This is a genomic window from Agrococcus carbonis (assembly GCF_900104705.1).
Lineage (GTDB): Bacteria > Actinomycetota > Actinomycetes > Actinomycetales > Microbacteriaceae > Agrococcus > Agrococcus carbonis.
The window spans coordinates 1,424,064-1,436,802 of the sequence record NZ_LT629734.1; the positions used below are offsets into that span (position 1 = coordinate 1,424,064).

The 12,739-nt window shown below is 70.4% G+C and carries 11 protein-coding genes; 6 read left to right on the forward strand and 5 right to left on the reverse strand.

Annotation, left to right across the window (positions count from 1 at the left end; translation table 11 throughout):
• Positions 1-3 precede the first annotated feature (3 nt).
• From BLT67_RS06865 to BLT67_RS06880, 4 genes are all read right to left on the reverse strand, one after another.
• Positions 4-1,596, reverse strand: coding sequence for a DHA2 family efflux MFS transporter permease subunit (locus tag BLT67_RS06865; RefSeq protein ID WP_231945433.1), 1,593 nt, complete (start codon positions 1,594-1,596; stop codon positions 4-6).
• A gap of 140 nt (positions 1,597-1,736) precedes the next feature.
• On the reverse strand, positions 1,737-2,405 hold the full coding sequence (locus tag BLT67_RS13700) for a hypothetical protein (RefSeq protein WP_157674252.1): 669 nt from the start codon (positions 2,403-2,405) through the stop codon (positions 1,737-1,739).
• Between the two features lie 89 nt (positions 2,406-2,494).
• On the reverse strand, positions 2,495-5,017 hold the full coding sequence (locus BLT67_RS06875; protein ID WP_092666330.1) for an ATP-dependent Clp protease ATP-binding subunit: 2,523 nt from the start codon (positions 5,015-5,017) through the stop codon (positions 2,495-2,497).
• Positions 5,018-5,122: 105 nt separating this feature from the next.
• Positions 5,123-5,560 carry a hypothetical protein gene (locus BLT67_RS06880; protein ID WP_092666331.1) on the reverse strand — a complete coding sequence of 146 codons (438 nt, stop codon included), beginning with the start codon at positions 5,558-5,560 and terminating at the stop codon, positions 5,123-5,125.
• 189 nt (positions 5,561-5,749) lie between these two features.
• On the opposite strand from BLT67_RS06880, the gene BLT67_RS06885 reads away from it, so the two are divergent.
• Complete coding sequence (locus BLT67_RS06885) at positions 5,750-6,769, forward strand: LLM class flavin-dependent oxidoreductase (RefSeq protein ID WP_092666332.1); 1,020 nt, start codon at positions 5,750-5,752, stop codon at positions 6,767-6,769.
• 81 nt (positions 6,770-6,850) lie between these two features.
• On the opposite strand, the gene BLT67_RS06890 is transcribed toward BLT67_RS06885, so the two are convergent.
• A complete protein-coding gene (locus BLT67_RS06890; protein ID WP_092666333.1) occupies positions 6,851-7,387 on the reverse strand; it encodes a type 1 glutamine amidotransferase domain-containing protein in 537 nt (178 codons plus the stop codon).
• Positions 7,388-7,485: 98 nt separating this feature from the next.
• On the opposite strand from BLT67_RS06890, the gene BLT67_RS06895 reads away from it, so the two are divergent.
• The 5 genes from BLT67_RS06895 to nrdF all read left to right on the forward strand — a co-directional run bounded on the left by BLT67_RS06895 (position 7,486) and on the right by nrdF (position 12,572).
• Complete coding sequence (locus BLT67_RS06895; protein ID WP_157674254.1) at positions 7,486-8,259, forward strand: DUF4232 domain-containing protein; 774 nt, start codon at positions 7,486-7,488, stop codon at positions 8,257-8,259.
• A 363-nt stretch (positions 8,260-8,622) separates the two neighbouring features.
• Positions 8,623-8,850 carry a glutaredoxin-like protein NrdH gene (gene nrdH, locus BLT67_RS06900; RefSeq protein ID WP_092666335.1) on the forward strand — a complete coding sequence of 76 codons (228 nt, stop codon included), beginning with the start codon at positions 8,623-8,625 and terminating at the stop codon, positions 8,848-8,850.
• Positions 8,851-8,882: 32 nt separating this feature from the next.
• Positions 8,883-9,281 (forward strand): class Ib ribonucleoside-diphosphate reductase assembly flavoprotein NrdI, encoded by a 399-nt coding sequence (gene nrdI / locus BLT67_RS06905; protein ID WP_092667567.1) that lies wholly within the window; start codon positions 8,883-8,885, stop codon positions 9,279-9,281.
• Positions 9,269-11,419: a class 1b ribonucleoside-diphosphate reductase subunit alpha gene (gene nrdE, locus BLT67_RS06910; RefSeq protein ID WP_197674406.1), complete on the forward strand. Its 2,151-nt coding sequence runs from the start codon at positions 9,269-9,271 to the stop codon at positions 11,417-11,419. The genes nrdI and nrdE overlap by 13 nt, the downstream gene beginning before the upstream one ends.
• A gap of 31 nt (positions 11,420-11,450) precedes the next feature.
• On the forward strand, positions 11,451-12,572 hold the full coding sequence (gene nrdF / locus BLT67_RS06915; protein ID WP_092667568.1) for a class 1b ribonucleoside-diphosphate reductase subunit beta: 1,122 nt from the start codon (positions 11,451-11,453) through the stop codon (positions 12,570-12,572).
• The last annotated feature ends 167 nt before the right edge of the window (positions 12,573-12,739 follow it).

Sequence of the window (12,739 nt, forward strand, 5' to 3'; positions counted from 1 at the left end):
GCGTCAACCGGCGGCGGGCTTGATGCGCAGGCTCGAGAGCAGGCCGAGCACGAGCGCGCCGACGGCGATCCACGCGGCGAGCGCCGTGCCGTCGGTCATCGCCGCCCGCGCCGCATCCGCCACGAACGCGGTGCGCGGGTCGTCGGCGAGGCTCGCGATGCTGCCGCCGGAGCTCGCGGTGACCGAGTCGATGAGGCCCTGCAGCGCCGGCTGCTCGGCCACCGCTGCCGCGAGCCGGTCGGCGGTGCCGCTCGCGAGGGTCGAGAAGAACGCGGTGCCGAGCACGGCGATGCCGAGCGCCGAGCCCATCTGGCGGGCGGTCGACTGGGTCGCCGAGCCCTGGCCGCTGCGCTCCACGGGCACGTCGGCGAGCACGACGCTCGTCAGCTGCGCCGTCGCGAGGCCGACGCCGAGCCCGTAGACGAACAGCGCGGGCGACGTGAGCCAGCCCGTGCTGTCGGGGCGGATGAGCAGCGCGAGCGCCGCGATCGCGACGATCTCGAGCACGAGGCCGATGCGCACGACGACGACGGGCGGCATCCGCTTCGTGAGGGCCGCGACGGCGCCGCTCGCGACGAACGACCCGATGGCGAGCGGCAGCAGCGCGAGCCCCGCCTCGAACGCGGTGAAGCCCAGCACGTTCTGGAACCACAGCGGCAGCGAGAGGATGAGGCCGAACTCGCCGAAGCTCACGATGAGCGCGGTGACGTTGCCGTTGGCGAACGAGCGGATGCGGAAGAGCGAGAGGTCGAGGATCACGCCCCTCCCCGCGCGCGAGCGTGCGCGCTCGACGAGCACGAACGCGGCGAGCGCGTCGACCGCGAGCACGAAGGCGAGCGGGATGGGCGAGAGCCCGCCGACCGTGAACGGCGCGGCATCCTCGGCGGCCCACCAGCCGTAGCTGCGGCCCTCGATGAGCCCGAACACGAGCGCGCCGAAGCCGACGATCGACAGCAGCGCGCCGATGAGGTCGAGCCGCTGCACCGCGCCGCGCGCCTCGCGCGACTCGGCGACGAAGAGCAGCAGACCAGCCACGATGAGGATGCCGACGGGCACGTTGATGCCGAACGCCCAGCGCCAGCTCGCGTGCTCGATGAGCCAGCCGCCCGCGAGCGGCCCGATCGCGGCCATGCCGCCGATCGTCGAGCCCCACACCGCGAAGGCGATGCCGCGCTCCCGGCCGCGGAAGTTCGCGTTCAGCAGCGCGAGCGTCGTCGGCAGGATCATCGAGCCGCCGAGGCCCTGGAGCGCCCGGCCGAAGATGAGCACCGCGCCGCTGCCGGCGAGCGCGCAGACGACGCTCGCGACCACGAACAGCACGATGCCGATGAGCATGATGCGGCGGCGGCCGACCCGGTCGGCCATCCGGCCCCACGTGAGCAGGAGCGCCGCGAACAGCAGCGTGTAGATCTCCTGCACCCACTGGATCTCGGTGCTCGAGATGCCGAGCTCGTCGACGATCGCTGGCACCGCGACCGAGACGATCGTCGAGTCCATGATGATGAGCGCGACGCCCAGGCTGATCGCCAGCAGCCCCCACCATCGGTAGCGGACGAAGCGGTCGGCGGTGCTGGCGGATGCGACGCGCTGGCTCACGGATGCTCCTTCGGATCTGACCACGGGGACCTGCCCGCGGGATCTGAGCACGGGCCGCTCGCGCAGTCCGGAGGCTTCTCGACGCAGACAATGTAGCCCGGCTTGCTATGTGCCGGGCGATGAAGATACCGCGCAGCGACTCACCGGGACCGCGGGCTCACCCCTTGCGCGCGGTTGGCGCGAGCGACGAGCACGAGCGTGACCACCCCGGCGACGACCGCGGCGGCCGGTGCCGCCACGGGATCGAGGATCGCGCCGAGCGCGAGCCCGAGCGCGCCGATGGCCGCGAGCGCCCAGCCGAGCGTGCGGAACACCGGTGCGACGAACGCGGCGGCGAACGGCACGAAGTGCAGGCCGACGGCGAGCACGACGACCGCGACCTGCAGCTGCGGCCTGCCGAGCTCCCGCACGACCCAGGCGCCGAGCGCCATGAGCGCGACCATCGCCACGACGCTGCCGAGGTAGACCCAGAGCGCTGATCGCCTCGGCCGCGCCAGCTGCGGCACTGGCCGGCGGGCGATGAGCACCGCCCATGCCCAATACGCCAGCGCGCCCGCCCAGACGACGGCGGCCGCGAGCCTCCATCCCGCCGGCAGCGCGCCGGCGTTCACCCACACGAACGCGGAGCCGGCGATGCCGCCGACGATCGATCCGCTGATCTGCGGGTGCCCCAGCCAGTGCGCGCCGCGCCCGAGCGTTGCGGGAGCGTCGGCGGGGGAGGTGGTGCGGGGCTCGATCTCGGACTCCTGTGCTCGCTCTTGCGCGGCGCAGCCGCGCCGCCGCTCCAGGCTCGCACGCCTGCGCTCCACGCGCAGCGCGCCCCGCGAGCGCGCGGCGAATCGGAGCGCCGCGGCGCGGGTCGAGCGGCTCGCTCCCCACCCGGCCCGCAATCGGAGGGCTACATCGCCGGCGTCGGCGCCTCGTCCACCGCCGCGACCTGCAGCTCGTCGCCCTCGACGTCGACGCGCACCGCACCGGAGTCGAGCCCGCCGACGATGAGGTCGGCCACCGCATCCTCGACCTCGCGCTGGATGAGGCGGCGCAGCGGCCGCGCGCCGTACTCGGGCTCGTAGCCGTGCTCGGCGAGCCACGTGACCGCCGCATCCGTCACCTCGAGCCGCACATCCTGCGCCGTCAGCCGGTCGCGCACGCGGTCGAGCAGCAGCGTGACGATCTGCCGCAGCTGCTCCGGCTCGAGCCGCTGGAAGAGCACGATCTCGTCGATGCGGTTGATGAGCTCGGGGCGCATCTGCTCGCGCAGCTTGCCCATCACCTTCGCCCGCACGTCGTCGGCCGCGTCGCCCGCCGCCTGGAACCCGATGGGGCCCGACCGCGACGAGAGCACCTCGCCGCCGAGGTTCGACGTCATGATGACGACGGTGTTGCGGAAGTCGACCGTGCGGCCCTGGCCGTCGGTGAGCCGGCCGTCCTCGAGCACCTGCAGCAGCAGGTTGAAGACGTCCGGGTGCGCCTTCTCGATCTCGTCGAGCAGCACGACCGAGTAGGGCTGACGGCGCACGCGCTCGGTCAGCTGGCCCGCCTCGTCGTAGCCGACGTACCCGGGGGGCGCGCCGATGAGCCGCGCGACCGTGTGCCGCTCGCCGAACTCCGACATGTCGAAGCGCACGAGCGCGCCCTCGGAGCCGAACAGGCTCTCGGCGAGCGCCTTCGCGAGCTCGGTCTTGCCGACGCCCGTGGGGCCGAGGAAGAGGAACGAGCCGATCGGGCGCGACGCGTCGCCGAGCCCCGACCGCGAGCGCCGCACGGCCTTCGCGACCGCGCCCACGGCATCCTCCTGCCCGATGACGCGCTCGTGCAGCTCCTCCTCGAGCACGGCGAGCCGCTGCCGGTCGCCCTCGGTGAGGCGGGATGCGGGGATGCCGGTCGCGCGCGAGACGACCTCGGCGATCTCCTCCTCGTCGACGACGCCGTCCTCGCCCGAGCCCGAGTCGATCGTCGCCTGGATCGTCGCGATGCGGTCGCGGATGCGGGTGGCCTCCTCGAACTCCTCGGCCTCGACGGCCTGCCGCTTCTGCTCCTCGAGGTGCTCGCGCTCCTTCGTCAGCGCATCCACGTCGACCTTCGCGCCGAGCCGCAGGCGCAGCCGCGCGCCGGCCTGATCGATGAGGTCGATCGCCTTGTCGGGCAGGAAGCGGTCGGAGATGTAGCGGTGCGAGAGCTCGACCGCGGCGCGGATCGCCTCGGGCGTGTAGGTGACGCGGTGGTGCTGCTCGTAGGCGGGGCGCAGCCCGTCGAGGATGCGCACGGCGTCCTCGACCGAGGGCTCGGCGACGAGCACGGGCTGGAAGCGGCGGGTGAGCGCGGCGTCCTTCTCGATGCGGCGGAACTCGTTGAGGGTGGTCGCGCCGACCATGTGCAGGTCGCCGCGCGCGAGGCGGGGCTTCAGGATGTTGGCCGCATCCATGCCGCCCTCGCCGCCGCCTCCGGCGCCGAGGATCGTGTGCAGCTCGTCGATGAAGACGATGAGCTCGTCCTTGTGCGCGGCGATCTCGTCCATCGCCTTCGTGATGCGCTCCTCGAAGTCGCCGCGGTAGCGCGTGCCCGCGACCATCGCGGTGAGGTCGAGCCCCACGACCCGCTTGCCCGTGAGCGACTTCGGCACGTCGCCGGCGACGATCGCCTGCGCGAGCCCCTCGACGATCGCCGTCTTGCCGACGCCCGCCTCGCCGATGAGCACGGGGTTGTTCTTCGTGCGGCGGGAGAGGATCTCGATCGTCTGCTCGATCTCGTCGGCGCGGCCGATGACCGGGTCGAGCTCGCCCTCGCGGGCGCGCGCCGTGAGGTCGATGCCGAACTCGTCGAGCGTGGGCGTGCTCGAGGAGGGGTCGACCGCCTTGCCGGGCTGCCGGCCGTGCTGCGCCTCGATCGCCTGCCGCTGCGCCTCGAGCTGGGCGCGCTGCAGCGACTCCTGCGTGATCCCGGCCTCCTGCAGCACGGCGCCCGCGGCGGTGTCGGCCGCGAACAGGAACGCGAAGAAGAGGTGCTGCGGCTCGATGTAGCTCGAGCCGTTGGCGCGCGCGAGCTGGTAGGCGTCGCGCAGGGCGCGCTGGGCGGATGCGGTGAGGCTCGGCGGCCCTTGCACCTCGGCCTCGCCGTCGGCGGGCAGGCGGTCGGCGATCGTCGTGCGCAGCGCGTCGACGTCGGCGCCAGCGGCCTGGAGGCCCGCGGAGAACTCGGGCAGCTCGAGCAGCGCGTGCAGCAGGTGCAGCGCGTCGACCTCGGGGTGCTTGTGGGCGCGCGCGTACTCGAGCGCCGACGCCATGACCGAGCCGGTGCGCCGCGAGATGAGGCGCGACAGGTCGATCGAGCGCGCCGCGGGCGTGCGGCCGCCCTGCTGCATGAGCCGCGCGATGAGGTCGTCGAACGATCCGTCGCCGACCGGGCCGTAGATGGCTGCCATGAGCTCCCCTCCATGTGCTCATCGAAACTTGAGTGCGTTCGACTCAAGTTAGAGCACGATGGCTGTGCGGCGCATTCCCGTTCGCCACGGGCGAGCGGCGATGCGTCAGCCGACCGCCTTCCGCACGAGCTCCGCGACCGTCGTGCGCACCGCATCCGTGACCTCGACGATCGCGTACGAGGCCGGCCACATCGGGCCGTCGTCGAGCATCGCGTTGTCCTGGAACCCGAGCGTGCCGTAGCGCGCCTCGAACTTGCTCGCCTGCTGGTAGAAGACGAGCACCTTGCCGTCCTTGGCGTAGGCGGGGAAGCCGTACCAGGTCTTCGGGTCGAGCTCGGGCGCCACCTCCGTGACGACCTCGTGGATCATCTGCGCGATGCCCTTGTCGGGCTCGGGCAGGTCGCGGATCGTGTCGAGCACGTCCTGCAGATCCTTCTCCTTCTTGTTGCCGCCCTTGCGGCCCGCCTGCTTGCGCAGCTCGGCCGTGCGCTCCTTGAGCGCCTTGCGCTCGAAGTCGGAGAGCGTGCCGTCGTCCTCTGCCATGGTGCGTCCTCTCGTCGCGCGCGGGTCGCGCTGCCACCGATCATGCCGCGCCGCGGCGCTGCGCTCGACCCCCCGATCCGGTCGCGCGTGTGCACGACGCCGGATGCGGGGGTGCTGCGGATGCCGCGGATGCGGTGGCAGGGGTGAGTGCGCCGGAATGCGGGCGGTGCCCCGCCGGTTGCCCGCAGCATGGGCAAGCGCATCGGGTTCCTCTCGTTCGGCCACTACCGCGACGTGCCGGGCTCGCGCGTGCCGACTGCCGGCGACTCGCTGCGCATGCACGTCGAGCTCGCGGTCGCGGCCGAGGAGTCGGGCGTCGACGGCGCGTGGGTGCGCGTGCACCACTTCGACCAGTCGCTCGCCACGCCCTACCCGCTGCTGGCGGCGATGGCCGCGCGCACGACGACGCTCGAGCTCAGCACGGGCGTGATCGACCTGCGCTACGAGCAGCCGCTCGCGATGACCGAGCTCGCGAGCGCCACCGATCTCATCGCGGGCGGCCGGCTGCAGCTGGGCATCTCGCGCGGCTCGCCCGAGCGGGCGGTCGACGGGCAGGCGCGCTTCGGGCTGCCGCTGCCCGAGGGCGCCGCGTGGCCGGAGGTCGCGCGCGAGCGCGCCGCGCACCTGCGGCGGGCGCTGCGGGGCGAACCGCAAGCGCGCTCCGCGCACGCCGCCGAGCGGGGCGGTGCCGCCGACCTCCCCGTCGAGCCGCGCTCGCCCGGCCTGGCCGATCGCCTGTGGTGGGGCGCCGGCAACCACGCCTCGGGGCTCTGGGCGGCCGAGCACGGCTACCACCTGCTCTCGTCGACGCTGCTGACGCAGGACGACGGACGGCCCTTCCACGTGCAGCAGGCCGACCAGGTGCGCGACTACCTCGACGCCTACGCCGCAGCCGGCCACGTCGTGCCGCCGCGCACCGCCGTGACGCGCAGCGCCTTCCCCATCCGCAGCGACGACGACCGCCGCTACTTCGGCCTCGCCGACGAGCGGCACGACGGGCGCGGCAGCATCGAGGGCGGCGCCGTGCGCGGCGGCCCGACCTACGCGGGCGAGCCCGAGCACGTCGCGCGGCGACTGCTCGCCGACGAGGCGGTGCAGGCTGCCGACACCGTGCTCTTCGCCCTCCCGAGCCAGCTCGGCCTCGACGTCAACGCGCACCTGCTCGAGTCGCTCGGCCTGCTCGCGCGCGAGCTCGGCTGGCGCGACTGACCGCTCCGCGATCGCCGCACGCGACGGGACCCCGCGCGCCGCGGCAGCGGCGGGCGGGGCCCCGAGGCGAGGGGGTGCGCGTCAGACGTGCACGCCCTCCGCGATCTCCTCGACGACCTTCGCGTTGAAGGCGGGCAGGTCGTCGGGCGTGCGGCTCGAGACGAGCCCGTCGTCGGTCACGACCTCCTGGTCGACCCACTCGGCGCCGGCGTTGACGAGATCCGTCCGCAGGCTCGGGTAGCTCGTGATGGTGCGGCCCTGCACGCCGCCGGCCTCGATGAGGATCCAGGCGCCGTGGCAGATGACGCCGATGGGCTTCCCCGCGTCGACGAAGCCCTTGACGAGCTTGACCGCGTCCTCGTCCATGCGCAGGTGGTCGGCGTTGACGACGCCGCCCGGCAGCACGAGGGCGTCGTAGGCGGATGCGTCGACGTCGGCGACGAGGGCGTCCACCGACTGCGTGTGGCCCTTCTTGCCCTCGACCTCGCCGCCCTTCGGCGCGATGAGCGTGGGCACGCCGCCGGCGGCCTGCACGGCCTCCCAGGGGCTGGTGAGCTCGGAGTCCTCGTAGCCGTTCGTGAGCACGAACGCGACCTGCTTGCCTGTGATGTCAGCCATAGCGCTGCCTCCTTCTCGTTCGGGGTACGCCTTCGACGCTACGTCGCTCGCCTGGACACCCCCTGGCTGTCAGCCATGAGCCTGCGATACTCATGCCCATGGCGAACGCCGGCCGGTCCCCCGGCGACCCCATCCCGCATCCGCCCGCTCGACGTGCGGGCCTGCTCGCGATCGGCGCGGCAGCCTCGCTCGCGGTGACGGGCTGCATCGCGCCGCCGCCCGAGCCGACGCCCTCGCCCGTCGCCGTCGAGCCCGCGCCCGACGCCGACCCGACCGCGGCGCCCGAGCCGCACGAGAGCGAGCTGCCGCCGGGGTTCGACAGCCCGCCCGACAGCGTGGCGGAGCCGGATGCATCCCTCACCGCCGACGAGCTCGCGGCGCTGCTGCGGGTGCCCGCGACCGGCGCGGTGCGGCCGGAGACGTGCGAGCCGGAGGACGTCGAGGTCGTGCTCTCGGGGTACGACGTCGCGGCGGGCAGCCGCTTCTCGACGCTGCGCGTCACGAACGCGGGCGGCGACCCCTGCGCGCTCGGCGGCTACCCCGGCATCGGTGCACGCGGCGAGTGGGGCAGCACCTTCCTCATCCTCGCCGAGCAGAGCCCGATGGACTCGGGCGAGCCCATGCCGCTCGTGCTCGAGCCGGGCGGCTCGGCGAGCGCGCCGATCCAATGGACGGGCGCCCTCGCCGGCGCCCACGACGAGCACATCTCGATGCTCGTCGTGCAGCTCGCGCAGGATCAGGCGCCGGTGCGAGTGGAGCCCGAGATCCGCGCCGAGACGATGGTCGGCGGCGACAGCGGCCCGCCCCACGACGCCCGCATGGACGTCGGGATGCTCACGACCGTGCGCGTCGGCGCCTTCGTCGCCGACTGAGCGTGCCCTCGCGCACCCCGCGCCACTGCGGGAGGGGCTCGTGTGGGCGGTCGGGTGGAGCATGGGTGCAGCCCTCGGAGGTGCCCGATGCAGTGCTCGAACCACACGCGTGTGATTCGTCCTCGGCGTGTCGCGAAACGGGTTTCCGGGGCCGTGCACAGCTGTCAGCGAGCGCTCTCCACAGCAACTTCCGCGTCGTTCCGCGGCGGGAATCACATCTGTGGAGTTCTTGTTGAAACAGATGTGGAGAAACACACCATCTTGTGCCGTTGACCGGCGCCAGACCCCACATATAGTGGGAGCCCGGCCCCAGCCGCACCGCAGTCCCCGCTCACCACAGACCGCACAGAAGGAGCGCCAGACATGACCGTCACCGTCTACTCCAAGCCCGCTTGCGTGCAGTGCACGATGACCACCCGCGCGCTCGACGCGCAGGGCATCGAGTACGAGATCTTCGACGTCACCGCCGATGACAAGGCGCTGCAGACGGTCAAGGACCTCGGCTACATGCAGGCCCCCGTCGTGATCGCCGACGAGGACCACTGGTCCGGCTTCCAGCCCGACCGCATCAAGGCGATCATCGCGGCCTGAGCCCCGTGTTCTCGGCCGTCGTGGGGGGCGCCGTGAGCGACCTGGTCTACTTCTCGAGCGTCTCGGGCAACACCGCCCGATTCGTGGAGAAGCTCGGCCGGCCGGCCTCGCGCATCCCCCTCTACGCCTCGGATCCGCCGTTGGAGCAGCGTGAGCCGTTCGTGCTCATCGTGCCGACCTACGGCAGCGGGAACGGCAAGGGCGCCGTCCCCAAGCAGGTCATCCGGTTCCTCAACGACGAGGAGAACCGCAAGCACCTGCGAGGCGTGATCTCGGCCGGCAACACCAACTTCGGCGCCGGCTACGGGCTTGCGGGCGACATCATCGCGCGCAAGTGCAACGTGCCGCACCTCTACCGCTTCGAACTGTTCGGAACCCCCGACGACGTGCGCGTCGTCAACGAAGGATTGGATGCACTATGGCGACAGTGACGCCAGAGATGACGACGGGCAAGGCGTCGGCGATGGACTACCACTCGCTCAACGCGATGCTGAACCTCTACGGACCGGACGGCAAGATCCAGTTCGAGAAGGACCGCGAGGCGGCCAACCAGTACTTCCTGCAGCACGTCAACCAGAACACGGTCTTCTTCCACTCGCTCAAGGAGAAGCTCGACTACCTGGTCGAGAACGAGTACTACGAGAAGGAAGTGCTCGACCAGTACTCCTTCGAGTTCATCAAGTCGCTCATGAAGCGGGCCTACGGCTACAAGTTCCGCTTCCCGACCTTCCTCGGCGCCTTCAAGTACTACACGTCGTACACGCTGAAGACCTTCGACGGGAAGCGCTACCTCGAGCGCTACGAGGACCGCGTGGTCAACGTCGCGCTCGCGCTCGCGGCCGGCAACGAGACGCTCGCCGAGCAGATCGTCGACGAGGTCGTGAACGGCCGCTTCCAGCCCGCGACCCCCACCTTCCTCAACGCCGGCAAGAAGCAGCGCGGCGAGCTCGTCTCGTGCTTCCTGCTGCGCATCGAGGACAACATGGAGTCGATCGGCCGCTCGATCAACTCGGCGCTGCAGCTCTCGAAGCGCGGCGGCGGCGTCGCGTTCAACCTCACGAACATCCGTGAGTACGGCGCGCCGATCAAGCAGATCCAGAACCAGTCCTCCGGCGTGATCCCCGTCATGAAGCTGTTCGAAGACAGCTTCTCGTACGCGAACCAGCTGGGTGCCCGTCAGGGCGCGGGCGCGGCGTACCTGCAGGCGCACCACCCCGACATCATGCGGTTCCTCGACACGAAGCGCGAGAACGCCGACGAGAAGATCCGCATCAAGACCCTCTCGCTCGGCGTCGTGGTGCCCGACATCACGTTCGAGCTCGCGAAGAAGGGCGAGGACATGTACCTCTTCTCGCCCTACGACGTCGAGCGCGTCTACGGCGTGCCCTTCAGCGACATCTCCGTGACCGAGAAGTACCACGAGATGGTCGACGACCCGCGCATCACGAAGACGAAGATCAACGCGCGCGAGTTCTTCCAGACGCTCGCCGAGATCCAGTTCGAGTCGGGCTACCCGTACGTGATGTTCGAGGACACCGTCAACCGGGCCAACCCGATCGACGGCCGCATCAACATGTCCAACCTGTGCAGCGAGATCCTGCAGGTCAACACCCCGTCGACCTACGACGACAACCTCGACTACGAGAGCGTCGGCAAGGACATCTCCTGCAACCTCGGCTCGATGAACATCGCGCTGTCGATGGACTCGCCCGACTTCGGCCGCACCGTCGAGACGGCGATCCGCGCGCTGACCGCGGTCTCGGACCAGTCGGACATCGGCTCGGTGCCCTCGATCGCCCGCGGCAACGACATGAGCCACGCGATCGGCCTCGGCCAGATGAACCTGCACGGCTACCTCGGCCGGGAGCGCATCCACTACGGCTCCGAGGAAGGCATCGACTTCACGAACATCTACTTCTACACGGTGCTGTTCCACGCGCTGCGCGCGTCGAACCTCATCGCGCAGGAGACGGGTCGCACCTTCGACGGCTTCGAGCGCTCGAAGTACGCCTCGGGCGAGTTCTTCGACAAGTACACCGAGCAGGAGTGGAAGCCGGCGACCGCGCGCGTGCAGGAGCTCTTCGACACCGCGAAGGTGCACATCCCGACGCAGGACGACTGGCGCGAGCTCAAGGCGCTCGTGCAGCAGCACGGCATCTACAACCAGAACCTGCAGGCCGTGCCGCCGACCGGCTCGATCTCGTACATCAACAACTCGACGTCGTCGATCCACCCGATCGCGTCGAAGATCGAGATCCGCAAGGAGGGCAAGCTCGGCCGCGTCTACTATCCGGCGCCGTTCATGACGAACGACAACCTCGAGTACTTCCAGGACGCGTACGAGATCGGCCCCGAGAAGATCATCGACACCTACGCCGCGGCGACGCAGCACGTCGACCAGGGTCTGTCGCTGACGCTGTTCTTCAAGGACACCGCCACGACGCGCGACATCAACCGGGCCCAGATCTACGCCTGGCGCAAGGGCATCAAGACCATCTACTACGTGCGACTCCGCCAGCTGGCGCTCGAGGGCACTGAGGTGGATGGCTGCGTCAGCTGCATGCTGTGACGCCGGCGAGACGATGATGAAGGACACGAACATGGACACGCAGGACACCGCCGCGAGCGCCTTCGACGAGCTCGCCGACGCATCCCCCGTCGACGCCTCGCAGGCGAAGGAGACCATCGAGGCCGAGCGCGTCGAGGTGCAGGAGGCCTTCGCCGAGGGCGCGCAGCAGACCGAGGCGCAGAAGCAGCAGCACAAGCACAACCACCTCGTGCAGGCGATCAACTGGAACCGCATCGAGGACGAGAAGGACCTCGAGGTCTGGAACCGCCTGGTCAACAACTTCTGGCTGCCCGAGAAGGTGCCGCTGTCGAACGACGTGCAGTCGTGGGGCACGCTCACCGAGGCCGAGAAGCTGCTGACGATGCGCGTCTTCACGGGCCTGACGCTGCTCGACACGATCCAGGGCACCGTCGGCGCGGTCTCGCTCATCCCCGACGCGATCACCCCGCACGAGGAGGCCGTCTACACGAACATCGCGTTCATGGAGTCGGTGCACGCGAAGTCGTACTCCTCGATCTTCTCGACGCTCGCGTCGACGAAGGAGATCGACGAGGCGTTCCGCTGGTCGACCGAGAACCCCTACCTGCAGCGCAAGGCCGAGATCATCGTCGGCTACTACGAGGGCGACGACCCGCTCAAGCGCAAGGTCGCCTCGACGCTGCTCGAGTCGTTCATGTTCTACTCGGGCTTCTACCTGCCGATGCACTGGTCGAGCCGAGCGAAGCTCACGAACACGGCCGACCTCATCCGCCTCATCATCCGTGACGAGGCCGTGCACGGGTACTACATCGGCTACAAGTTCCAGAAGGGCTACGAGAAGCTGCCCGCCGACAAGCAGGCCGAGATCAAGGACTACACGTACTCGCTGCTCTACGAGCTCTACGAGAACGAGTCGAAGTACACGGCCGAGCTCTACGACCCCGTCGGCCTCACCGAGGACGTCAAGAAGTTCCTGCACTACAACGCGAACAAGGCGCTGATGAACCTCGGGTTCGAGCCGTTGTTCCCGTCGACGGTCACCGACGTCTCGCCGGCGATCCTCTCGGCGCTGTCGCCGAACGCCGACGAGAACCACGACTTCTTCTCGGGCTCCGGCTCCTCCTACGTGATCGGCAAGGCCGAGGCGACCGAGGACGAGGACTGGGACTTCTGAGTCCATCGCTGACGGATGCGGCCGGTCACCCCGAGCGGGTGGCCGGCCGCTTCGCGTTCCCGGTCTGCATCGCTCGCGGCGCCGCCCGTCTGCGGGTTGAGCGTAACGCCGTTTGCGGATAGCGTCGCGCGCATGCAGACACGGGCAGCCGCACGACGGAGCCCCGG

Coding starts and splice junctions, on each gene's coding strand:
- BLT67_RS06875 (WP_092666330.1), bottom strand. CDS start 5,017: ATGGCAGCCATCTACGGCCCGGTCGGCGACGGATCGTTCGACGACCTC.
- BLT67_RS06880 (WP_092666331.1), bottom strand. CDS start 5,560: ATGGCAGAGGACGACGGCACGCTCTCCGACTTCGAGCGCAAGGCGCTC.
- BLT67_RS06885 (WP_092666332.1), top strand. CDS start 5,750: ATGGGCAAGCGCATCGGGTTCCTCTCGTTCGGCCACTACCGCGACGTG.
- BLT67_RS06890 (WP_092666333.1), bottom strand. CDS start 7,387: ATGGCTGACATCACAGGCAAGCAGGTCGCGTTCGTGCTCACGAACGGC.
- BLT67_RS06895 (WP_157674254.1), top strand. CDS start 7,486: ATGGCGAACGCCGGCCGGTCCCCCGGCGACCCCATCCCGCATCCGCCC.
- nrdH (WP_092666335.1), top strand. CDS start 8,623: ATGACCGTCACCGTCTACTCCAAGCCCGCTTGCGTGCAGTGCACGATG.
- nrdE (WP_197674406.1), top strand. CDS start 9,269: ATGGCGACAGTGACGCCAGAGATGACGACGGGCAAGGCGTCGGCGATG.
- nrdF (WP_092667568.1), top strand. CDS start 11,451: ATGGACACGCAGGACACCGCCGCGAGCGCCTTCGACGAGCTCGCCGAC.